This is a genomic window from Peribacillus frigoritolerans (assembly GCF_004358755.1).
Taxonomy (GTDB): Bacteria; Bacillota; Bacilli; order Bacillales; family Bacillaceae; genus Bacillus_P.
Genome location: NZ_SMZY01000003.1, coordinates 571,513 through 594,759, shown reverse-complemented (window position 1 = coordinate 594,759; position 23,247 = coordinate 571,513). Strand labels below are relative to the sequence as shown.

26 protein-coding genes and 1 riboswitch are annotated in these 23,247 nt (G+C 39.4%); of the genes, 22 read left to right on the top strand and 4 right to left on the bottom strand.

What is annotated here, in order from left to right:
* Window positions 1-149: 149 nt before the first annotated feature.
* The 5 genes from E2R53_RS16375 (at window position 150) to E2R53_RS16355 (ending at window position 3,159) form a co-directional block, all read left to right on the top strand.
* The gene (locus E2R53_RS16375; RefSeq protein ID WP_133312796.1) at window positions 150-962 is read left to right on the top strand and encodes a flagellar hook-basal body protein; all 813 of its coding nucleotides are present in this window, start codon (window positions 150-152) and stop codon (window positions 960-962) included.
* Window positions 963-975: 13 nt separating this feature from the next.
* Window positions 976-1,767 carry a flagellar hook-basal body protein gene (locus E2R53_RS16370; protein WP_133312795.1) on the top strand — a complete coding sequence of 264 codons (792 nt, stop codon included), beginning with the start codon at window positions 976-978 and terminating at the stop codon, window positions 1,765-1,767.
* Between the two features lie 17 nt (window positions 1,768-1,784).
* Window positions 1,785-2,042 carry a DNA-directed RNA polymerase subunit beta gene (locus tag E2R53_RS16365; RefSeq protein ID WP_133312794.1) on the top strand — a complete coding sequence of 86 codons (258 nt, stop codon included), beginning with the start codon at window positions 1,785-1,787 and terminating at the stop codon, window positions 2,040-2,042.
* Window positions 2,043-2,108: 66 nt separating this feature from the next.
* Window positions 2,109-2,543 carry a 3-hydroxyacyl-ACP dehydratase FabZ gene (gene fabZ, locus E2R53_RS16360; protein ID WP_070875364.1) on the top strand — a complete coding sequence of 145 codons (435 nt, stop codon included), beginning with the start codon at window positions 2,109-2,111 and terminating at the stop codon, window positions 2,541-2,543.
* Between the two features lie 343 nt (window positions 2,544-2,886).
* On the top strand, window positions 2,887-3,159 hold the full coding sequence (locus E2R53_RS16355) for a hypothetical protein (protein WP_133312793.1): 273 nt from the start codon (window positions 2,887-2,889) through the stop codon (window positions 3,157-3,159).
* Between the two features lie 14 nt (window positions 3,160-3,173).
* Here the strand turns inward: E2R53_RS16355 and E2R53_RS16350 are convergent, their stop codons facing one another.
* Window positions 3,174-3,629 (bottom strand): YwpF-like family protein, encoded by a 456-nt coding sequence (locus tag E2R53_RS16350; RefSeq protein ID WP_133312792.1) that lies wholly within the window; start codon window positions 3,627-3,629, stop codon window positions 3,174-3,176.
* Window positions 3,630-3,888: 259 nt separating this feature from the next.
* On the opposite strand from E2R53_RS16350, the gene E2R53_RS16345 reads away from it, so the two are divergent.
* Complete coding sequence (locus tag E2R53_RS16345) at window positions 3,889-4,287, top strand: hypothetical protein (RefSeq protein ID WP_133312791.1); 399 nt, start codon at window positions 3,889-3,891, stop codon at window positions 4,285-4,287.
* Window positions 4,288-4,444: 157 nt separating this feature from the next.
* Window positions 4,445-4,792, top strand: coding sequence for a single-stranded DNA-binding protein (gene ssb, locus E2R53_RS16340; protein WP_133312790.1), 348 nt, complete (start codon window positions 4,445-4,447; stop codon window positions 4,790-4,792).
* Between the two features lie 289 nt (window positions 4,793-5,081).
* Here ssb and E2R53_RS16335 read toward each other — a convergent pair whose 3' ends face one another.
* From E2R53_RS16335 to E2R53_RS16325, 3 genes are all read right to left on the bottom strand, one after another.
* The gene (locus E2R53_RS16335; RefSeq protein WP_133312789.1) at window positions 5,082-5,279 is read right to left on the bottom strand and encodes a hypothetical protein; all 198 of its coding nucleotides are present in this window, start codon (window positions 5,277-5,279) and stop codon (window positions 5,082-5,084) included.
* A 178-nt stretch (window positions 5,280-5,457) separates the two neighbouring features.
* Window positions 5,458-8,214: a DEAD/DEAH box helicase gene (locus tag E2R53_RS16330; RefSeq protein WP_133312788.1), complete on the bottom strand. Its 2,757-nt coding sequence runs from the start codon at window positions 8,212-8,214 to the stop codon at window positions 5,458-5,460.
* Window positions 8,204-9,814 (bottom strand): SWIM zinc finger family protein, encoded by a 1,611-nt coding sequence (locus tag E2R53_RS16325; protein ID WP_165971017.1) that lies wholly within the window; start codon window positions 9,812-9,814, stop codon window positions 8,204-8,206. The genes E2R53_RS16330 and E2R53_RS16325 overlap by 11 nt, the downstream gene beginning before the upstream one ends.
* A gap of 330 nt (window positions 9,815-10,144) precedes the next feature.
* On the opposite strand from E2R53_RS16325, the gene E2R53_RS23350 reads away from it, so the two are divergent.
* The 15 genes from E2R53_RS23350 to E2R53_RS16260 all read left to right on the top strand — a co-directional run bounded on the left by E2R53_RS23350 (window position 10,145) and on the right by E2R53_RS16260 (window position 23,100).
* The gene (locus tag E2R53_RS23350; RefSeq protein ID WP_165971016.1) at window positions 10,145-10,288 is read left to right on the top strand and encodes a hypothetical protein; all 144 of its coding nucleotides are present in this window, start codon (window positions 10,145-10,147) and stop codon (window positions 10,286-10,288) included.
* A 147-nt stretch (window positions 10,289-10,435) separates the two neighbouring features.
* Window positions 10,436-10,521, top strand: a riboswitch (cyclic di-GMP riboswitch).
* An 18-nt stretch (window positions 10,522-10,539) separates the two neighbouring features.
* Entirely contained in the window at window positions 10,540-10,674 is a 135-nt protein-coding gene (locus E2R53_RS23625) for a hypothetical protein (RefSeq protein WP_286166244.1), read from the top strand.
* Window positions 10,675-10,881: 207 nt separating this feature from the next.
* On the top strand, window positions 10,882-11,631 hold the full coding sequence (locus E2R53_RS16320; RefSeq protein WP_133312786.1) for a YveK family protein: 750 nt from the start codon (window positions 10,882-10,884) through the stop codon (window positions 11,629-11,631).
* A complete protein-coding gene (locus E2R53_RS16315) occupies window positions 11,621-12,319 on the top strand; it encodes a CpsD/CapB family tyrosine-protein kinase (protein ID WP_133312785.1) in 699 nt (232 codons plus the stop codon). Before E2R53_RS16320 ends, E2R53_RS16315 begins: the two co-directional genes overlap by 11 nt.
* 116 nt (window positions 12,320-12,435) lie before the next feature.
* On the top strand, window positions 12,436-13,200 hold the full coding sequence (locus E2R53_RS16310; RefSeq protein ID WP_133312784.1) for a tyrosine-protein phosphatase: 765 nt from the start codon (window positions 12,436-12,438) through the stop codon (window positions 13,198-13,200).
* Between the two features lie 16 nt (window positions 13,201-13,216).
* The gene (locus tag E2R53_RS16305) at window positions 13,217-13,396 is read left to right on the top strand and encodes a hypothetical protein (RefSeq protein ID WP_133312783.1); all 180 of its coding nucleotides are present in this window, start codon (window positions 13,217-13,219) and stop codon (window positions 13,394-13,396) included.
* Window positions 13,393-15,213 carry a polysaccharide biosynthesis protein gene (locus E2R53_RS16300; protein ID WP_133312782.1) on the top strand — a complete coding sequence of 607 codons (1,821 nt, stop codon included), beginning with the start codon at window positions 13,393-13,395 and terminating at the stop codon, window positions 15,211-15,213. Before E2R53_RS16305 ends, E2R53_RS16300 begins: the two co-directional genes overlap by 4 nt.
* A gap of 12 nt (window positions 15,214-15,225) precedes the next feature.
* Window positions 15,226-16,119: a UTP--glucose-1-phosphate uridylyltransferase GalU gene (gene galU / locus E2R53_RS16295; protein ID WP_133312781.1), complete on the top strand. Its 894-nt coding sequence runs from the start codon at window positions 15,226-15,228 to the stop codon at window positions 16,117-16,119.
* Window positions 16,120-16,224: 105 nt separating this feature from the next.
* Window positions 16,225-16,623 carry a type II secretion system protein gene (locus E2R53_RS16290; protein ID WP_133312780.1) on the top strand — a complete coding sequence of 133 codons (399 nt, stop codon included), beginning with the start codon at window positions 16,225-16,227 and terminating at the stop codon, window positions 16,621-16,623.
* A gap of 311 nt (window positions 16,624-16,934) precedes the next feature.
* Window positions 16,935-17,564, top strand: a complete 630-nt coding sequence (locus tag E2R53_RS16285) for a sugar transferase (protein ID WP_133312779.1) — start codon at window positions 16,935-16,937, stop codon at window positions 17,562-17,564.
* Window positions 17,561-18,403, top strand: coding sequence for an NAD-dependent epimerase/dehydratase family protein (locus E2R53_RS16280; protein ID WP_133312778.1), 843 nt, complete (start codon window positions 17,561-17,563; stop codon window positions 18,401-18,403). Before E2R53_RS16285 ends, E2R53_RS16280 begins: the two co-directional genes overlap by 4 nt.
* A gap of 2 nt (window positions 18,404-18,405) precedes the next feature.
* Window positions 18,406-19,548 (top strand): glycosyltransferase family 4 protein, encoded by a 1,143-nt coding sequence (locus E2R53_RS16275; RefSeq protein WP_133312777.1) that lies wholly within the window; start codon window positions 18,406-18,408, stop codon window positions 19,546-19,548.
* Window positions 19,549-20,850, top strand: coding sequence for a polysaccharide pyruvyl transferase family protein (locus E2R53_RS16270; RefSeq protein ID WP_133312776.1), 1,302 nt, complete (start codon window positions 19,549-19,551; stop codon window positions 20,848-20,850).
* Entirely contained in the window at window positions 20,847-22,007 is a 1,161-nt protein-coding gene (locus E2R53_RS16265) for a glycosyltransferase family 4 protein (RefSeq protein ID WP_133312775.1), read from the top strand. Before E2R53_RS16270 ends, E2R53_RS16265 begins: the two co-directional genes overlap by 4 nt.
* Complete coding sequence (locus tag E2R53_RS16260) at window positions 22,000-23,100, top strand: glycosyltransferase (RefSeq protein WP_133312774.1); 1,101 nt, start codon at window positions 22,000-22,002, stop codon at window positions 23,098-23,100. The genes E2R53_RS16265 and E2R53_RS16260 overlap by 8 nt, the downstream gene beginning before the upstream one ends.
* The last annotated feature ends 147 nt before the right edge of the window (window positions 23,101-23,247 follow it).

Below are 23,247 nucleotides of genomic sequence, written 5' to 3'. Positions count from 1 at the left end.
TTTCGAGAATCCAGCCGATTTTAAGAGTGTACCTTCGATTTTTTAATAAAATTTACAAAATTAAACTGTGCTGTTCCCAATAGTCAGATATAATGAAAATAGAAAATATTGTCGAAAAAAGAGAGAGTGCTCTCTTATGAGGTGAAAGAATGCTACGAGGTTTTTATACAGCGACTGCAGGGATGCTTGCCCAGCAGCGAAGAACAGAAATGCTGTCAAATAACATAGCCAATGCGAATACACCGGGATATAAATCGGATCAGGCCTCACTTAAGGCGTTTCCGGAGATGCTGCTGCAAAGAGTTGAAAGCAGTAAGGTTCCAGCTCCTGCTTCCCCGACTGTCGGCACTCTTAATACCGGCGTGTACCTTCAGGAAATGATTCCTCAATTTACTCAAGGTGACCTCCGTGAAACAGGTCTCTCAAGCGATGTTGCCCTAGTAGAAGAGCTGGTTCCATACAACGCAGAGACGAATGCGAAAGGGGCTTTGCTCTTTGCTGTGCAGACTCAAGCGAATGAAGTGCGCTACACACGTAATGGGCAGTTTACAAGAAATGAAAACGGTGAGCTCACCCTTGCAGGGAATCCTGTCCTTGGAACGAATGGCCAGCCGATTTCACTTGCTTCTGATCAATTTGAAATCACACCTGACGGAACGGTTAGAGTGGACGGAGCTGTACAGGCTCAAATTGAAATTGTCTTTGCAGGTGATACAAGAACGCTGATCAAAGAAGGAAATGGCCTTTTCCGTTCGGATGAAGAATTGCAGACTGCCGTAGGCAATCCTGATATTTCGTACCAGTTGAAACAGGGCTACGTGGAAGGTTCAAATGTGGACGTTTCAAAAAGCTATACAGAAATGATGACAGCCTACCGCGCTTTTGAAGCAAACCAGAAAGTGCTGCAGGCTTACGATAGAAGTATGGACAAAGCCGTGAATGAAATCGGCAGAGTAAGATAAGAGGAGGAAGAGCATGCTTCGTTCAATGATCACGGCTACTAATACCTTAGGTCAGCTGCAAAAACAGCTGGATATGATCGGAAATAACATGGCAAATATTGATACACAAGGCTACAAACGTACTCAAACAGGATTCTCGGAGCTCCTTAATCAGCAAGTCAATAATGCAGGACTGAATGATGATCCTGCAGGACGATCCACGGCTCTTGGCGTTCGGCCTGGAGTTGGAGCGATGCTTACAGGACAAACTGTCTATACCCAAGGCAGCATCAAGGTAACGGATCGGGAGCTGGACATTGCCCTGACAAAGCCTGGCCAATTTCTTCAAGTAGAAGCAGGCGGTGATGTGCAGTATACACGTGATGGCGCTCTTTACTTGAACCCTGCCGAAAATGGGCAGCTGCAGCTTGTCACGGCTGAAGGCCATTCTGTTCTTGATGAAAATCAAAACCCGATTTTCTTTGATGATACGTTTGAAAATATGAAGGTAACCGCAGACGGCAGATTAACCGCAGTTCCGGGCAATCAGTCTGTCCAATTAGGAATTGTTGGAGTAAATCAGCAATCTATGCTTGAAAAACAGGGCGGAAATCGGTACGCTTTAAGTGAGAACGCACCAAACGGAACCATCGCATTTTTAAATCGCGATCAAATTAGCGTTCAGCCAGGTGCACTTGAAATGTCAAACGTGGATCTTTCAAAAGAAATGACCGAGCTGATGGTAGCTCAGCGGTCTTATCAACTAAACTCAAAATCAATCACCATGGGCGATCAAATGCTCGGGCTAATCAATAGTGTGAGATAAACGAAGGGGTTTTTACAGTGAGTACAAACGAACAGTCTCGTGAAGAAGTGGAAAAAACAGAAAAAACAAATGAAACCAGCAGGCAAAAAATTAGAATCAGGCTTATTCCAATTTGGCTGCGTATTGTTTTATTGCTTTTTTTCATGGCCATTGCGGCAATCTGCGGTGCGATGATTGGCTACGGTGTACTCGGTGATGGAAAGCCGGCAGATGTCTTCGATAAACAAACATGGCAGCACGTCTTTGACCTGGTGGAAAAAGAATCCGAAAAATAAGGAGGGCTAAGCCCTCCTTTTTGTGTATAATAGAACTAATAGGTTGTACTAGGAGGAGGTACTAAAATGTTAGACATCAATCAAATCAAAGAAATCATCCCGCACCGCTATCCGTTCCTGCTCATCGATAAAATCCTTGAAGTAGACGAAGGCAAGCGTGCAATCGGACTAAAAAACGTAACGGCAAACGAAGAATTCTTCAACGGCCATTTCCCGGAATACCCAGTCATGCCTGGCGTCCTAATCGTTGAAGCCCTCGCTCAAGTAGGCGCTGTTGCCATGCTGATCAAAGAAGAAAACCGCGGCCGCCTGGCCTTCTTCGCAGGCATCGACAACTGCCGCTTCAAAAAGCAAGTAACACCAGGCGACCAGCTCCGCCTAGAAGTTGAAATCATCCGTCTGCGCGGCTCACTTGGCAAGGGCAAAGGCGTTGCTACAGTAAATGGTGAAGTTGTGTGTGAAACAGAATTGATGTTTGCTTTGGGTGAGAAGAAAGAATAGGTTTTGGAGGCGATCCTTTTTGGGGTCGTTTTTTTGTTGCTGGTTTCTAAGAGGTATATTGTAAAAAGTAAGTATTGCGGCTAGCCGGAAAGTATTTATCGGTTCTCGCTAGAAATAGAGGTATTCTGACAAGTAATCCCGGGAAAAAGAAAAGACTAAATAGCCAAGTGCAATTAGAAAAAGCCACTATTTCGCACTGACAATGAAATGAGCAGATACCTTTTTTGTACTATAAAATATAACTTTTCCTCCAAAAAACTTTACTAAGTATAAACCCACAATTTCTGGACACCCTAACCACGACCAAACAGATCCAAGGTCCAATCCAGAAAGGGGCAAAATCATGAACACGAAATGGTTACTTAAAATTTCAGGTACATTACTGGCAGCTATGCTGATTGCGGGCTGTGCGGATGATCAGGATCCTGCACCGCCGGAAGATAACAATATGGAAGAAGAAGTGCCGAACGATGAGACACCTCCTGCAGAGGACGAAACCGAAAAGGATATGGAGCAGGATATGGAAGAAGACATGCAGGATGATGAGAACAACATGGAAGATGAGAACGAAATGGAACATGACATGGAAAAAGAAATGGAAGACGAAAACAAGTAAAGAAAAAAGTCCGCTCACGTTTGAGCGGACTTTTTCACGTTTAATTCTCTTTGTTCATTTAGTTTTTGTGTGAAGGCCTGCTTTAAGTCATCACCCTCCAGACCTTTTGTCAGCAGGTCCTCAAGCAATTTTTCAGGCTCGTGCTTTGCTTTTCGCGCAAGCATGCGTCCTTCAAATAAGACAGATATATGTTCTTCCAGGACCATGATGGATTTAATCTTCGCCTTGATCTCGGCGGGTTTGTTGGTTTTCTTGGAAATCGTCACATAAAGAGGCAGTTCTTGTTTCTGCTGAGAGAGCGATTCAAAGTATGAGCGGTGCTCCTCTGTTAAAAGAGCCTCAATCATCCAGTGATTTTCCCCGTCTTCTTTGTTGATGATCAGTCCGCCCGATAAGGGGATTTCTTCTAAACGAGCACCATTTTCACCCTGCACTTCAATAGTCAGCCCTACGAGTCTAAACGTTTTCATAAATACCCTCCTTGGTCCAGTTTATCGTTCCTGTGTAGTTATTGTTACATTATACCATACAGGAAGAGCGGGGGACCAAATCGAGGGATGAGCAGAAGGAATCAATTAAATCATTGAAAATAAGAGGGAAAAAGAGGAAAGAGAAGGATTAATACAAAATATGACAAAAAATAAGTAAAGATGCCTATATATGCTGTTTTTCACAAAGTCGTAAATTTGCTATGGTAAAATAGCAAACTTTAAGAAATGAGGCTGATCAATGGAGACGATTAAGTTAAAAACAATTTCGGTTAAAGATCTGCAGACAACAGGCGATATGGTAAGAGAAAGTTTAGAAGACAAGCCATTATTATTAAAAGTAGGGGAGATTGTTGCGGGCAAAACGAAGTATTACCACTTCCACGTGCACAGGGAAGCATCAGTAGAAATATTATATGAAACAAAAGACAAGCTGCAAATCGTACGAATTCTTTTTGATTTACAGAAAAATGAAATGTCCATTCAATCATTCCTATGGACGGACGAAACCAAGCGGTATGAAGAAGCACCCATTCAAAATGAACTCATCGCATCACAAGCATTTCAAGCTATTCTCCAAAGCATCACTTTTTCTGGCCATGAACAGCAATCCTATTTATTTCACCTACATAGAAAATAGCAGCATACAGAGTGAATCCTGCTAAATTCTCTTAGAAAAAACAAAAATCCTGTTGGGAAAATCACTTTTTACAGCATGAAAATCCCATTTTCAAGATTTTCCCTAATTCCAAATACCCGCTACAATAGCCTTGTAAGCTAAAGAGAGGAGGAATTAGGTGATAAATTCGGTTACGCTGGTCGGACGGTTAACAAAGGATCCTGAAATGCGCTATACAGCTGAAGGAGCGCCTGTCGCCAACATCACACTGGCAGTGAGCCGCTCTTTTAAAAACGCAGCGGGTGATATGGACACAGACTTCGTCAACTGCACCTTGTGGAGAAAAACGGCAGAAAACACAGCCAACTATTGCCGCAAAGGTTCAATCGTAGGCGTATCCGGCCGCATCCAGACCCGCAACTACGAAAACTCAGAAGGCAGACGCGTCTACGTCACAGAAGTCGTCGCAGACTCCGTTCGCTTCATGGGCGGAAAAACCCGTGAACTCGCAGTAACGGAAAAATAACAAAATCCTCAGAAACCCCTCACAGAAAAAGAATCAAGGAACTCCCCACTTCCTCACTTAACTGGCCGGAATTCTCCGGCTGGTTTTTTCTTGAGATTGTATAAGTAAAAAGTGAGAGCAGAGATAACACGCTCCTTAAAGAACTGGCCATATTAGAAGGCAAGGTCGATGATAACGAAGCAAAAAGCGAGACTAGAGATGTGGCGCTTCTCAAGAAATGTCATACCAGCGCATGGAACTCAAATTCTTGAAGCAAAAATCAGCTGAGCACGAAATCAAGATTTTCAAATTACATGAGAGGAATCAGCCTTAAATATGGTTGATTTTTTTGTGTCCAATTAGGAGGTTCATGGAAAAAAGAAAGTATTTCCTCCAAACAGGCAAGTATTTGTCCGGTTTTCGCTAGTAAAAGAGCCATTCCGGAAAGTAAAACCCCCATTTTGGCAAGTAAACCAACTTCCGGACAGAATCTCCATACCAACAGCAATACCCAACCGCCTAAATACCCAACTGCACATAAAAAAACCAGCCCAACCCTGGACTGGCCCCATCAAAAAAACCTATTTCCCAACCTTCTTGCCAATCAACTCATACAGCTTCTTCCACTCTGCACTCATTGTTTCTTTCTTCACGTTTTCTTTTTTCTTGCTCATGTCGCGCGCCTCCTAGCTCATGGAGAGGGTGAAGAGCTCTTCCAGTTCGTCTGTGGACAGCTCTGTGATCCAGCTCTCGCTTTGGATGATTTCATCGTTCAGGGATTGCTTTTTATCCAGCATGCCATCGATTTTTTCTTCGATTGTACCGGTCGTAATCAGCTTATGAACATGGACAAATCGGTTTTGACCGATGCGATATGCGCGATCTGTTGCCTGGTTCTCAACAGCTGGGTTCCACCAGCGGTCATAGTGAACGACGTGGTTCGCAGCGGTTAAGTTTAATCCGGTTCCACCAGCCTTCAGTGACAAGATCAAAATCGAATACTCTTTATTCTGGAACTGCTCCACCATCTTGTCACGCGCCGCTTTTGCCACACTGCCGTTTAAGAACAAGACTTTCTCACCGAACTCACGCTCGAGCAGGGATTGAATCATCTCACCCATGCCGATATACTGCGTGAAAATCAGACAGCTTTCATCCTGTTCGCGTATCGCCGTTACAAGCTCAAGCAGCTTCTCAATTTTATGAGAGCGCGTCGTCACAGACGCCGCACGTTCCTCTTTCAAATATAGCGCAGGGTGATTACAGATCTGCTTCAGCTTCCCTAGCATCTTCAGAATCAGGGCCTTCCGCTGCATACCCGCAAGCTGTGAAACCTGATCAAAGGTATCCTTAACCAACTGTTCGTAAAGTGAAGCCTGCTCAACAGTAAGCGGGATATACTCTTTCTGCTCCTGCTTCTCAGGCAGATTCAGCGCAACCTGTTCATCTCGCTTCGTCCGGCGCAGCAGGAACGGCTTAATCAGCTGCTGCAGGTTTCCGATAATGGCGGGATCCCGATCCTTCTCAATCGGAAGCACAAATCGCTTATGGAAACTATGCAGACTGCCAAGAAATCCAGTATTGATAAAATCAAAAATTGACCATAATTCCGTTAATCGATTCTCCATCGGCGTTCCAGTCAGGGCGATATGATGCTGTCCCTTCAACTTCCGTATCGCCCTGGACTGCTTCGTGTGCGCATTTTTAATGTTCTGAGCTTCATCCAAACAAATCGCGCTCCACGTAACGGAAGCAATCTCTTCATGATCCGCGTGAGATAGGCCGTATGACGTCAAAACAATATCCGTATCGGCCAGCGATACATGAAAATCTTCCCCTTTAGCCCGATTTGGACCGTAATGAAGATGAACCTTCAAACCAGGAGCAAACTTCTCAATTTCCTTCTGCCAGTTACCTAGAACCGAAGTTGGCGCAATAATTAGGAACGGCGTCTCACGCTTTTCGTGCGCTATTACATAGGTGAAATAAGCAATCATCTGTATCGTTTTGCCGAGCCCCATATCGTCCGCTAAACAAGCGCCAAAATGGAACTTCCGCAGAAACAGCAGCCAGTCAACCCCTTGCTGCTGATAAGGACGCAAATCGCCGTGAAACGTCGAAGGAACATCGTACTTAGGAATATCCGTGATCTCCGTCAGCTGACGGAGCATCGACTTCATCTGACGGCTAAGCTCAATATGAATATTCGCAAACGTACGCGAATCAAGCACCTCATCATCACTATCACGTGCATCAGCCAGCTCCTGTTGCAAAATATCAGAAAAGTGCAGGCCTTCTTTTTCGGCTTTTTTCAAAATCGACTGCACATGCTTAATAAAAGCTGGATCTAACTTAATCCATTGACCTTTAAAATTCACAAGACGGCGGTTATCATTGACCATGCCCATGAACTCTTCCTCACTCATCTCCACGCCATTCGTCGCAAAACGCCAGTTGAAATCAATCAGCGAATTCATGCCGACAAAGGATTGTCCGCGCGGGGCCGAGGACATCTTCGCCTTCAGCATCACTTTGGAATCACGGACTACCTGCCACCATGAAGGCAGGAGAATCTCAACACCGGTGTTGACGAACGTTTCACTCGCACTTGTTAAAAAGAGCCACGCCTCATCTTCGGTAATATGCGTGTTGCCATTTTGAAAAGACAGCCACGGCACGATTTCCTCAAAGCGCTGCTGCTCGCGTTCAATCCGGTCCATATAACCGCGCCATGGAGTCGGCAAATCCTTCAGTCCCTGAAAAAGGTGAAACGAATCCGGATTTTTGCGGTCCCGCAAAAACAGCTCAAGCTTCCAATCGTCGCCATCATAGTCAGGCTCATTTAACCGCAGCCCAATCGTAAACGGAGCATCATCAATTAAGAAGCCGATCTTCTCCAGCCAGTCACGCTCATCCAAGAAATGACCTTCAAACTTCTCAGTAGCGGCATATGCTTCCACAATGTCACTCCAAGCAAGCTTCAAATCCGAATTCCTCTCAATCAAATCGCCCACAGCTGCAGACAGCCAATCCGCCGTAAACCCTTCAAGCTCACCGGCAGTATCACGCCATCCAAAGGAACCACTTTTCCACCGCTCAAAATCAGGCATAAACTCGCCGTTCACGATACAGTCATATATCGCCTCAGCTGCATCAATCAGCGGGACAGCATCGCCGCTGTACTCAATATCAGCCAGCGAATTCGTCGTATCTTTTCCGATCAGCTCAACCATCATCCACGGAGACAGAAGAACAGATGGAACTCCAATGTAGCTCACATCTTCAAGCAGCGATCCAAAGAAAGAGGATTCATGCCATGTGAACAAGTAGCGCCGCATATGATTCGTTCCGAGCGTTTTCTCATCCTTCGTCGTGCACCATACGTAAAAGTGAAAATTCTCGATTTGTTCCGTATGGACGGAGATCTTCAAATCATTCAGCATGAATCAACTTTCCTCTCTTCAGCTCCTCTTGAAAAGCACGCAGGCGCCGGTGCTCATGTGAAAGCTTTTCAAGATAGATGTCAAATTGTGTCTCATTCTTTATCTTCTTATATAAAGTGCGGGCCTTCTTCAAATATCGCACGGCAAGCTTATAGTTGCTTCTCGTCCGCAAAGCGATCTCCTGGCGTATCGCATGGTGATAGATCGTCAGCAGCGCCTCAGGACTTTCCTTCTCTATCATCTTTAACAAATCGCGGTCAATCTCATACAATTCAAACCCAAGCAGCAAATGCAGCTCTGCCCACGTTTTGAATTGCTTCTTGTTTACTAGAAAATGATGATACTCCGCATAGCTGAAAGGAAGCAGGTTGCGGCAGGCATTTTCATACAGCCGCTCATCCTTGGTCTGATTAGAATACTCAGAAAGCATATCAAGGAAAAAACGAACCGAACGGCGCTTCTCTTCATATGGAATGTCACTGTTTAAAAAAGCATCCGATTTCACAAGCAGATACGTAAACCACTTCGAAGCCCGCTTCCAATTTTTCCGGGAAACAAGATCGCCGACCCAATCGTACAAAATCGGAAACGCTCCATCATTAAACACTTTCATCTTTTCAAACAATGCATCATCATCACCCTGCAGAAAATCCATATGAATCAAAGCAAGCTGGTATTCAGGAACATCCCGTTCTCTCAATTGCTCATTCAGCCAGTTAACCTCATTCTCGATCCACTTCTTCCGATTGAGCAGACCAATCCATATGGCACGGTAAAGACTGATCCGTTCAAACTGCAAATAACTGCTGACATCAAGCAGCTGATGAAAAACCTCGATGCTCTCCTCAAAAAGAGAATCGAGAGAGAAAGGCAACGCGAACTTCCGCATCTCCCGAAGTTCGTATGTAATCGACTCAATACACTCTTCAAAATAAGAATGATAAACATGGTGTAACAAATGATCATTTGGTTTCGTCTCATTAAGTAGACGAAGCATGTAGAACAATGTCGCCAGGGTTGCATGGATGATATAAAACCGTCTGAGGTCCGCATCTTTGGGAGCCTTCTTCTTCAGCACGGGATAGTAATGGTTGTACAAGCTCTGAATTTGCTGAATGTTGCGCGGCCGATTCTGAGCCCACCGCTTGTATTCAAACTCAAAAAACGACAGCCAGCTTGAAAGCGAATCATCCTTCCAGCTCACAGGCGGGATCATCTGACTGGCAGGCTTCAGCTGGGCAAGAATCGCCTGCTGCGTCTTGGCATTCCAGGCGTCCAAATATGTACCGACTCGTTCGACGCTTGCATATAAATAGAGAAAAGATGCCACTACATGACGGCAGGGAAAAGCTGCAGGACAAGAACATGAGCTCATTGTGAAGAAATCAAGCTCAAGCACAACCCGAATAGGTGTCACATCCTGCACATTGGCACTCACTGTGTGTCCATCTATTTTAATGTTGTACACGCTGCCCTGCCGATACAGCATCAGCCCTTTTTTAACAAGATTGCGATCGTCTTCTAACTCAGGCGAAAGCTGATCCTGCAGCTCTTCACCAGCATGCACAATCAACTCTTTATCCAGTTCATGCTGAAGCATGGCACACCGCTCCTTTATAAAGTGATTAGAAAGTATATATATTGCGCTTCTATGCTCAGCTCCATCGTCCTGAACAAATCTGTGTATCTGAGCTAAACAGGCGCTTGTGCTTTTAGTAGTCAATTCTTTCATTATAACTGATAATGAACACAGGATAAAACGGAAAGGGAAATTTCGTCAGATAGGTTTAGAGTTGTCACAATTCGGGGACATAAAAGAATAATTATATCGAAAGATGTAAATAGTTGTTGAACTTCTGTTAATCTAGCATTATAATATCCTCATAATCGTAATTGTATAAAAATGTAAAATGAAAGGGTAAAAGGTACGATGAAAGAAAATCAAATCAATCATGAAGATTTTTTGAAGCTTTTAGTCAATGCTCAGCAAAAAGGCGAGCAATCATCGACGATTACAACAAAAGAAATGGTGGAGGACCTTATCCTTCAAATGAAAAAATTATATACAGCATAAAATCCGCGCAATTCGCGCGCAAAACCCGCAATTTGTCGAAAATTGCGGGTTTTGTGGTTTATTAGGTATAAAGACCTATTAATTTCATTCTATAAGTGTTCGATAATTTAAGTAACACAACAAGATCATACCACTTACTAAAGCTCGTTTAGAAAAAGGCAAAGCTGCTGAAAGGCATTGACGCAAAACTACAGGGGCTAAGGTACTGGGTACTAAGTCAGCCAGTTACTAAAAAACGAAGGAGTTTTTGAATGAAACGAACATGGTTAACGCCAGAAGAAATAGATGCAAAAAAAGAATGGAACAAAAAAGCATTTTATTTTTCCATTCCGTTTGTAGCTGCTACATTCGGCGCCGGAATCACCATTTTATTGAATATGATGTAAGAAAACCCAGCAATACCGCGAAGAGTGTCGAAATTTGACGCTCTTTTTTTGTGTAAATTTGTTGTAAAAAGCGTGTCTTTTGTCAACTTAGTTTGTATAATAGGAGTTATTGATTTATATAAAAATATAGTTTCATATCTTTTTGATATGTTTCTAAAGAAATTTAACGATATATGTTAGTGAGAAATTCAACCTATGGAGGTCACAATGGAGGAAACCATTAGTCTAAAAGAACTGTTCACCACGCTAAAGAAGCGTCTTGGTCTCATTCTTATCATCACAGCCATCGCAACAATGACGAGCGGAGTTGTCAGTTACTTCTTTATCACACCTATTTACCAAACTTCTACCCAAATCCTAGTCAACCAATCTCAGGCCGATCAGCAGCAATTCAACCCAAACCAAATCCAAACTAACCTGCAATTAATAAATACATACAACGTGATTATTAAAAGCCCAGCTATCTTGGACAAAGTGAAAAGTGAATTGGATCTAAAGGAAAGCACTGGAGCATTAAATGAAAAAATTACAGTAGGCAGCGAAAAAGATTCACAAGTTGTCCTGATTACTGTACAGGATGAAAAAGCTGAAAAAGCGGCACTAATTGCAAACACGGTCGCTGCAACGTTTCAATCAGAAATTAAAAACATCATGAAAGTAGACAATGTCAGCATCCTTTCAAAAGCGGACATCGGAGAGCAGATTTCACCAATCAAACCAAAACCAGTTTTAAACATGGCAATTGCATTTGTTGTCGGCTTAATGTCAGGTGTCGGACTTGCCTTTTTACTGGAATATCTGGATAACACGATTAAAGACGAGCAGGAAATTGAAAAGCTTCTTGAGCTTCCAGTCTTAGGATCTATTGCTTTAATGGACCGTGACGATGAATTAGAAGAAAAACAAGTGAAGCCATCCAAAACCGCTAGAGCAAGAGGTGAAAACTATGGCGCGTAAAGGTAGCAAATTATTTAAAGTGAATAATCGAAGTTTAATTACTGTTAATAAACCAAAATCACCTATATCAGAACAATACCGTACAGTAAGAACCAATATCCAGTTCTCATCGGTTGATCAAGAAGTACGATCATTGTTAGTAACATCAACTGGACCAGGTGAAGGGAAATCAACAACAGCAGCAAATGTTGCGGTTGTATTCGCCCAACAGGGAAAAAAAGTTCTTTTAATAGATGCTGATTTAAGAAAGCCTACAATGCATTATACGTTCAAAACGGAGAATTTCCGAGGGTTAACGAATGTGCTTTTAAGACAGATGTCATTAGAACAGGCTGTTAATCTAACTGAAGTAGAAAACTTGGACTTGCTGTCAAGCGGTCCGATTCCGCCAAATCCTGCGGAGCTATTGTCTTCAAAATCAATGAAGCAGCTGCTAGAAAATGCTTACGGGATTTATGACTTAATCATCTTTGACTCACCACCAGTAATGGCCGTAACAGATGCGCAGATTCTAGCAAATGAAACGGAAGGATCATTACTGGTTGTCTCAAGCGGTAAAACTGAAAGAGAAATGGCGCTGAAAGCAAAAGAAGCACTTGAAGCAGCTAAAAGCAAGTTATTAGGTGTCGTGCTTAACGGAAAGAAAGCTAGCGAGAGTTCATACTACTACTACTACGGCGGGAAATAAGTCTCATGGACAAGGATCCCCCTTTTCTTTGTGCTTTTTCCATGGAAATCAGTAACATTTATTCAAATTCATGACAAAAAATGATTCGAAAGTAACAAAAGAAAGAGTGAGGGAAATTGATTGATATACACTGCCACATACTGCCCGGAGTGGATGATGGAGCAGCCGATTTGAATGAAAGCCTTGAAATGGCCAAAGCAGCATATAACGAGGGAATCAAAAAAATCATAGCAACACCCCATCACCAGAATGGACGCTATGAAAATAACAAGGCTACAGTTACTAAAGGGATCGAAGTGCTAAGAGATGCACTGGATCAAGCAAATATCCCACTAACTATTTTGCCAGGGCAGGAAGTCAGAATGTATGGAGAGATTCTTCAAGATTATGATTCAAATCTCATTCTTCCGCTCAACCAAGCAACCTACATACTAATAGAATTTCCATCCAATCACGTGCCAAGGTATGCAGAACAAATGCTGTTCGACTTACAAATGAAAGGCTTAACGCCAATCATTGCACACCCTGAGAGAAATGCAGAAATCATCGAGCATCCTACTATTCTTTATAACCTAATCAAAAAAGGTGCCTGCTCACAAATTACAGCTGCAAGTTTAACAGGAGAGTTTGGAAAAAAGATCAAAAAGTTCTCGCACCAGCTAATTGAAGCGAATCTCACCCATTTCATCGCTTCTGACGCCCATAACACATCAAATCGAAGTTTTAAGTGGAGTCAAGCCCTGAACGTCTTGAAAAAAGAATACGGGAGAGGAAGCCAATACTACTTCCTTGAAAATGCTGAATCGCTAGTTAAAGGACAATCAATCTACAAAGAAAGTCCAGAACGAATCCAACGAAAAAAGATACTAGGTCTCTTTTAGAAAGGAAGCTATCAAAGTGAAACTGGATGCTTTCCCTAAAAACATCGTGAAAACTGTTCGTTATATCAAACGTCATGCTACGGATAAGCAAATTTTAGAGATTGAAAGACTGTTAAAAGAAACAATCGAAGATCGATTAAAAGAATTACAAAAAGAAGAAAAACAAACGACCGAAAGGAGGAACATGTCATTATGACATACAAAAAAAGAATCGCCATGCTAGTCGGAATCGATTCGTTAATTGTACTAACGGCTATTTATCTAGGGTATTTCATCCTTCATCCATACTTAAGCATCTTCACCATGCCAATCTTGCTCTTCAGTTCAATCACACTATTAATCAGCCATCATATCTTTGCTCATTTCTACCACCTATATAAAAAAGCATGGCAGTATGCAAGTGTTGGTGAGTTAGTTGGAATCGTTAAGGCAGTCACGCTTTCTATTGTTACAGCAGCACTTATTCAATCACTAGTTTATGGACATATCTATGTACGAGTGTATTTCATAACTTGGATGCTGCATGTGCTTTTAATTGGAGGATCACGCTTCTCATGGCGAATGGTCAGACATCGGTTAATTGGAAAGGCATTAAATAAGAAGAGAACACTCATTATTGGAGCGGGTGCAGCTGGAACCATGGTTGCACGCCAGTTATTGAATAACAGTGATAACGACCTGTATCCGGTGGCCTTTGCAGACGATGATCCAAAAAAATTTAACCTTCACATAATGGGTATTCCGGTTGAAGGCAAGACAGAATCTATTAAAACGATTGTAGAGAAATATAAAATCGAGAATATTGTCATTGCAATTCCCTCGCTTAACAAAAAAGATTTAAAAGTTATTTTCGAAGAGTGCAGCAAAACGAATGCTAAAACTCAAATTATCCCTAAAATCGAGGATTTAATGACGGGTAAAGTGTCAGTCAATGAGTTTAGAGATGTAAAAGTTGAGGATCTCCTCGGCCGCGAACCTGTGGAATTAGATATCCAGGCGATTTCGAAGAAAATTACAGGTAATACTGTATTAGTTACAGGAGCTGGAGGATCAATAGGGTCTGAGATTTGCAGACAAGTTAGTAAGTTCAAGCCCAAGAAACTATTGCTTCTGGGTCACGGGGAAAACTCCATTTATTCGATTGATATGGAACTTAAAAACATGTATCAGAATGAGTTTGAAATCGTTCCAATTATTGCTGATGTACAAGACCGTTACAGAATCATTGAAGTAATGGAACAGCATAAACCTGATGTTGTTTATCACGCTGCAGCTCATAAACATGTTCCCTTAATGGAATACAATCCGAGAGAAGCTGTAAAAAACAATGTAATTGGTACTAAGAATGTTGCAGAGGCTTCGGATATGTTTGGAGTAAAGACATTTGTGCTAGTCTCATCTGACAAAGCAGTTAACCCAACAAATGTAATGGGTTCAACAAAGCGCATTGCTGAAATGGTCATCCAGCACCTTGATAAAGAAAGTCAAACAAACTTTGTAGCTGTAAGGTTCGGGAATGTTTTAGGAAGTCGAGGAAGTGTTATTCCATTATTTAAAAAGCAGATACAAGCCGGTGGGCCCGTTACAGTTACTCATCCCGATATGACTCGATATTTTATGACAATCCCTGAAGCTTCAAGATTGGTTATGCAAGCTGGAGCACTAGCACGTGGCGGTGAAATCTTCGTACTTGATATGGGGGAGCCTGTAAAGATTGTTGATTTAGCCAAAAATCTTATTCAGTTGTCAGGATATTCAATAGAAGAAATCGGGTTGAAGTTTTCTGGGATTCGACCTGGGGAGAAAATGTATGAGGAACTTCTTGGGGAGAATGAGGTTCATGGGAAAGCTGTTTTTCCTAAGATTTTTATTGGGAAGTCGGTTGAGGTTGATTATAGCAAGGTTTATAACTTGATTGAGAATTATTTTAGTTTCGATCAGGAGTATCTATGTGGATATGTTTTGGAGTTAGCTAATAAACAAGAAAATCTTTTAATGAAAAATCCTAATTAAGAGGTGGATACTATGCAGAAAGTAAGAAAAGCAATCATTCCAGCAGCTGGGTTAGGAACGAGATTTTTACCAGCTACTAAGGCCCAACCTAAAGAAATGCTGCCGATAGTAGATAAACCTACTATTCAATATATTATCGAAGAAGCAGTAGCTTCAGGAATAGAAGATATTATTATTGTTACAGGCAGAGGTAAAAGAGCAATAGAAGATCATTTTGATAAATCGTATGAATTGGAAGAGACTTTGGCTAAGAAGGGTAAGTTTGATCAACTAGAAGAAGTTCAAGGGATTTCTAAACTGGCAAACATTCATTACATTCGTCAAAAAGAACCTCTTGGATTGGGTCATGCGATTTCGTGTGCGAGCCGGTTTATTGGGGATGAGCCGTTTGCAGTGTTGCTTGGGGATGATATTGTGCATTCTCCTGAAAAGCCTTGTCTTAAGCAACTAATAGATGTTTATGAGAGATACAATTCATCAGTTATTGGAGTTCAACAAGTTCCGGACGAAGAGGTTTCTAAATATGGGGTAATTTCGATTAATAATGGTGAGATAGATCATGGAGTTTTCAGTATTGATGATTTGGTTGAAAAACCTAAGTTAGAAGTGGCACCATCTAATTACGCGATTATGGGGCGTTATATATTAAGACCTGAGATTTTCTCTATATTAGAGAATCTTGCACCTGGTGCAGGTGGGGAAATTCAGTTGACAGATGCGATAAAGAAGTTGAATGAATTGCAAATGGTTGTTGGATGTGAGTTTGATGGAGAACGGTATGATGTTGGGGATAAGTTTGGGTTTATAAAGGCTACGTTGGAGTTTGCGCTTGAGCGAGAGGATTTAAAACCACAGGTGATGGAATATTTGAAGGGTGTGCTTGATGGGGCGAAGGTTGAGAATTAGTAACGGTTCTGAGTTCTAGTTTCTGCTCTTTGCGTGGCAGGGGTTTGAGTGACTTCTTTGTTGGAACAGCATTGGTGAATAGATCAATGTTGGGAGTGAAGAGTAATGAAGAACTTAAGGTTTATTAGAGACCAGAGAGGTTTTACTCTTGTGGAGTTATTAGCTGTGATTGTGATACTGGGGATCGTTTTTTCGATTGCGGTGATTTCTTTAGGTGGTATTAAGGAGAGAACAGAGCCAGATGTTTGTGCTGCTAATCGGGTGGAGTTTGAAAATGGGTATAGGAATCATTTGACTTTGGAAGATGTTGAGCATAGTGAAGTTCTATTTGGTCGGTATTTGACACAGATTGGTTCTGAAGTTTGTCCGGTTGGTGGGGAGATTGCATATAGTGATGGGCATGTTGATTGTAGTGTGCATGGAGAGGAAGTTGAAGAGGAAGAGGGATTGGGGGAGATGATGGTGGGGATCCTTAATTGTAGGAGACCCCTTCTTGTTTTTTAGGATTGAATGGTGAAGGGGAAATGACTATCATAGTTAGATTGAACGCTAGAAACCTTGCGGGATAAGGGGTTGAAACGTTTTAGTGTTAATTATAGATTGATTGAATGGTATATATAATAGTAAGAATCTCGGTTTAGAGTAATTATGGAGTGAATATCTATTTCGTATTTGCTTGGTAGATTGAATAGGTATTACTAGGTGGGTATTAGAAGTAGATTTAAATTTAGTGGGTTAGTAGTTGGTTGGAAAGGTAGATGGTTTCCAATTAAGTCCTAACTTACTAAATAACTTATCAAGGAGTGTATAGAGATATGTATTTGAAGGTAAAGAGATTGATAGATGTCATTCTATCTTTAATTGGACTCATAGTCTTATCACCGATTTTTTTAATTCTAATTATTGCTATTAAGCTTGAATCAAAAGGCCCGGTTCTATTTAAGCAAAAGCGTATTGGTATCAACAAGACACATTTCAATATCTTAAAGTTTCGTACTATGAGAATAGATACGCCTAAGGACACTCCAACTCATTTATTAGAGAATCCAGAACAGTACATTACAAAGGTAGGTAAGTTTCTAAGAAAGACCTCACTTGATGAGTTTCCTCAGATTTGGAACATTTTTATTGGACAGATGAGTATTATAGGGCCTAGACCAGCACTATGGAATCAGTATGATCTGATTGCTGAACGGGATAAGTATGGTGCTAATGATGTACCACCTGGATTAACTGGTTGGGCACAGATTAATGGTAGAGATGAGCTTCCTATTGAAGTGAAAGCGAAGTTGGATGGGGAGTATGTTGAGAAGATTAGTTTTTGGATGGATGTTAAGTGTTTCTTTGGAACGATTGTAAGTGTTGTTAAAAGTGACGGTGTTGTTGAAGGTGGAACTGGAGTTAAGAAGGAAGTTGCAAGGACTAAGGAGAGCGTTTCGAAATGAAAAAAATATTGATAACGGGAAAGAACAGTTATGTTGGGAAAAGTCTTGAGAAATGGCTTAGAAAATATCCTGAACAATATTCTGTAGACTTAATAAGTTTAAGGGATGATTCATGGAAGAAAAAGAACTTTTCGGAGTATGATGTGGTGTTTCATGTTGCGGGGATAGCACATATAAAGGAAACAAAAGAAAATGCTGATATTTATTATAAAGTAAATCGTGATCTGGCATATGAAGTTGCATACAAGGCCAAAGTGGAAGGGGTTAAGCAGTTTATATTCCTTAGTTCCATGAGTGTTTATGGAATTGAAAGTGGTGTAATTGATATAAACTCCTCACTTAAACCTAAAAGTAATTATGGCAAATCTAAACTACAAGCAGAGGAATTAATAAACCCCTTAGGGAGTAATGAATTTAAGACAGCCATTATTCGTCCACCAATGATTTATGGTAAAGGTTGTAAAGGCAACTATGCAAGATTAGGAAATCTCGCCCGAACACTTCCAATATTTCCAAATGTGGAGAATAAGCGTAGTATGATTTACATTGGTAATCTATGTGAATTTTTACGACTAATAATAGACGATTCTAAATCTGGTTTGTTCTTCCCTCAGAATGCTGACTATGTATGTACATCAGAAATGGTCAAAATGATAGCAGAATTACATGGGACCAAAATGAGGATGACTAGACTTTTTAATTTATTCCTAAGACTAATCAGGGTTAACACAGTAAAGAAGGTATTTGGTGACTTGGTATATGACAAGCAAATAGATGAATACAAAAATAGATATACAATTTATGATTTTGAAACATCTATAAGATTAACGGAGAAATGAAAATGGAAAAGAAAAAAGTATTGTTTGTTGCTACTGTTGTAAAAGCTCATATCATGGTATTCCATATTCCTTTTTTAAAATGGTATAAGGAGAATGGGTATGAGACATCTGTTTGTGCACAGAACGATTATGAAAATAAAGCAGACTGTGTCATACCTTATTGCGATAATTATTATGACCTACCTTTTGAGAGGTCTCCAATTAAATTTAATAATTTTAAAACATATAAAAAACTAAAAGATATTATTGACTCTAATGAATTTGATATTATTCATTGTCATACACCTGTTGGTGGAACTTTGACCCGTCTAGCTGCAAAAGATGCTAGGAAAAAAAATACTAATGTTATTTATACAGCACATGGGTTCCATTTTTATAAAGGGGCGCCACTTTTGAATTGGTTGATATATTACCCTGTTGAAAAATGGCTCTCAAGATATACTGATATACTACTTACAATAAATAAAGAGGATTATAAAAGAGCAAAAAAGTTTAAGGCCAATATTATTGAATATATACCAGGTGTTGGTCTAGATAATAAAAGGTTTAATGAAATAAAAGTCGATAAGAACGAAAAGAAAGCTGAAATAGGAGTTGAAGAAGATAGCTATATAATACTCTCCGTCGGTGAGCTAAATAAAAACAAAAATCATGAAGTAATTATTAAAGCAATAGCGAAGATAAAAAATAGCAATATTAAATACTTAATTTGCGGACAAGGGACCTTGGAGAGCCAATTGAAAGAATTGGCCCAAGAATTAGGTATAGAAGAACAATTAATCCTAATGGGTTATCGTAATGATATAGATGAGATTTGTAAGGCTTCTGATTTATTTGCTTTCCCATCTTATAGGGAAGGTCTTTCTTTATCCCTAATGGAGGCTATGGTCACAGGGTTACCTGTAGTGGGTTCCGATATAAGAGGGAATTCAGACCTAATCGACAATGGTAAAGGTGGGTACTTAGTAAGTCCAGAAGATGTAAATGGATATTCAAAAAATATCAGAGCTATAATGAATGATCAGCAATTAAGCGAGAAAATGGCAATGGAAAATAAAAATAGAATAAAAAATTTCTATATTGAAAATGTATTAAAGATATATAGCGGCATCATAACCAAAATTAATAAGGCGGGGTCTAAATAGATGAATAAAATCGTAATTCTTCCAGCAAATAATGACTTGAACCGAGGTGATCAAGCACTTATTTGGCAAACTATAGAAGTAGCTAAGAGGTCCGGGTTAGATGGAGAATTTTATATGTTAGCTGAGAAAGAATCTTTAACTGAACAATCCCAATCAATAGGGATTAAAGTGCTCAACCCAATTTTGAAACATCCTGGTAGAAAATTTAAGACTAATAAAAATAATAATTACAATTTTAACCTACTTTTAAAGTGGGGTTCTGTGGCTCTATTTGATCTGATAAGAAGTCTATTAATATTCCCAAAAATCACAAGAGCTATTTTATACCCATTTTTATCTAAAAAAAGCAAACAGACACTAAATACGATTAAGGAAAGTGAGGCTTGTTTCGTAAAAGGCGGTGGATTTATTCATTCCAGTGGGAAGCTAACTGATTCTTATACTATTTATTATTTACTTTTTCATATCCTACTGGCTCAATCATTCAGAAAACCGATCTACGTGATGCCGAACTCCTTTGGCCCATTTAAGGGGTTTAGAGTAGAATGGTTGGTGCGAAAAGTATTAAATCGTTGCGAATTAGTTACTGTGCGGGAAAGTATATCGCAAGAAATGCTTTCAAACATTGGTGTGGAGTCACAGTTGTACCCAGACCTAGGATTTTCTTTAAATAAAAATGAACGGTCTAATGATGAACTAGTTGAACTACGAAAACTTTATCCAAATAGAGAGTTAGTTGCTATAACAGCTCGACCATATAGATTTCCAGGGAGTAGTGATCCTAAAACAAAATACGAAAACTATATCAATAATATGGTCTTATTCTCAAAATGGCTTTTTGAAAATGATTACCTCCCCGTTTTTATCGATCACACATTGTCTGAGACAACTCACGAAAGTGATAAGAGTTGTATATTAGAGATTACTTCAAAGTTAAAAAACGAAGAGTATTCTTTAATCGAGAACAAAGATTACACTAGCAGGGATCTAAAAGCTATTTATAGTGGATTTAATTATGTAGTAGGAACTAGGTTTCATTCAGTAATATTTGCTTTATCTGAAAGTGTACCTTCAATCGCTATAACTTATGGGGGAAATAAGGGGCAAGGCATTATGAAAGATTTAGGCCTTGCAGATTATGCAATTTCAATGAGTGAGTTCGATGCTGAGAAAGCAATTCAAAGTTTTATTAAATTAAGTAAGAATCAAGAAACTATTCGTCTAAAACTTCAAAATCTAAGACAAATTATTGAGCAAAAACACCATGAGTTATCTGAGAGGTTAAAGGAGAAGCAATTATGATCTTTTTTCATGGCCATAAATTTATAAATAAAAATGGTAAATATTATACAAGTGGTTCATTAAATAATGGGGTGTTTCAAAGATATCTAAATTGGTTTGGTGAAGTAACTGTATTTGCAAATGAACGTTATGCTACGAAAGAACATGCCAAATTAATTAACGATAATAACGAAGTTACTAATGTGAATTTAGATCTGATTAATACAAAAGTTAATCTTCGGAACTTTATAACTGTAATTAGAAAAGTAAAAAAAGCAGTAAATAATCATGATTATATTGTGGTAAGGATGCCAAGTTTTTATGGAATAGTGGCTGTAAGATATGCAAAAAAAATGAATAGAAAATATTTGATTGAAGTAGTTGGGTGCCCTTGGGATGCATTCTGGAATCATAGCTTAAAAGGTAAAATAATTGCTCCATTTATGTGGCTTTTCACAAGAAAAACATTAAAAGATGCCCCATATGCCGTATATGTTACGAATGAGTTTTTACAAAGCAGATATCCAACTAAAGGAAAATCAATTGGTTGCTCAGATGTGGTACTACCTAGACTAGAAAAAGGTACTTTAGAGAAGAGAATCGAAAAAATTAATCTTCTGGAAAAAGGCAAGCCAATTATTATTGGTACAACCGCAGCAGTGAATGTGCGATATAAGGGTCAAGAATATGTAATCAAAGCTGTATCAAAATTAAATAAAGAAGGTCATAATTTTGAATATCACCTCGCTGGAGGTGGTGACAACCAATATTTAAAGTCTGTTGCAAAAGAATATGGTGTAGAAGATAAAGTTGTCTTTTTAGGAGCCTTACCTCATGATAAAGTTTTTGAGTACCTCGATAATATAGATATTTATATTCAGCCAAGTAAGCAAGAAGGATTGCCAAGGGCTTTGGTTGAGGCGATGAGTAGAGGGTGTCCTTCTTTAGGATCAAAAACAGGAGGAATTCCTGAGTTATTAAATAAAGAACTTATATTTAATAATGGTTCAGTCGATGAGATATGTGATTTGCTGGGAAATATGGATAAGAAAATGATCTTAGCAGAGGCTAAGCGTAGTTTCGAAAAAGCAAAAGAATTTGATAGTCAATTGCTAGGTCAAAAAAGAAACCATTTTTATAAAATATTTGCTGAGGGAGCTAGGGTAAGTAATGATTAGAGTTCTACACGTTATTTCATCACTTGGTGGTGGGGGTGTGGAAAGTATGTTATTTAATTACTATTCACATTTAGATAGAAGCGAGGTACAATTCGATTTTATTGTACATGGTGATAATATTGGAATGTTAGAAGAAAAATTTCATTTGTATGATTCAAAAATTTTTCACGTCACACCTAAAAAGGTTTCTCTTTGGAAGAATATACTGGAAATAAACAAAATTATTAAAGAGGGTAAATATGATGTAGTTCATTGCCATCAGAATTTTTCTAATGCTTCCACTTTGGTTCTAGCAAAGATGAATCATGTACCAATACGAATTTCTCATGCACATGGTAGTAAAGAAGTAAACACTATTAAGGAAAAAGTAAAAAATCAAACTCTTCGCTTTATAAATAGTTTTTGTACCAATTACTTTTTTTCCTGTGGGATTAAAGCAGGTAAATGGTTGCATGGGGAAAAATGGTCAATAAGTAAAAAGAATATACTTATGAACAACGCTATCGATGTAGATAAATTTTCATATAATTTTGAGATACGCCAATATTATCGGGAAAAATATAAGTTTGGAGATGAAAAAGTCTTATTACATGTCGGGCGTTTTTCAGATGAAAAAAATCATTTATTTATGATTAATATTATTGAGCAATTATCTAAAAGGAGTGATAATTATATTTTGCTACTTGCAGGTAATGGTCCATTGGAAGGTATTATTAAGAAGTGTGTGAAAGATAAGGGTTTAACTAATAAAGTCATATTCTTAGGAGTAAGAAATGATATTTCTGAGCTTATGAATGCAGCCGATATTTTCTTATTGCCCTCCAAACATGAAGGTTTTCCAGTAACTTTGGTTGAAGCTCAGTCTACTGGGATGATTGTTTTTGCTTCAAATAAAATAACAAAAGAAACTGCAATTACCGATTTAATTAATTACTTACCGATTGAAAAAGAAGATCCTTGGGTAGAGGAAATAGTGAAGAGTAAAATTGAGATGCGTAATTCAAGAAGAACCGACGTAGAAAAAGGAGGATATTCAATAGAAGTTCAGGCACAGCAATATCAAAAATGGCTGGATATATTGTTTCAGGAGTAGAATATGAGACTTTACTTAATTCGAAAATTAAATGATAGTACTATATCTATTGGATACTTTTTTAATATTTAACCTTCCCTTTACTTTACTACTTAACATAGCCCAGTGGGGACAATTAAAGACATATTTAATAACATATTGTTTAGT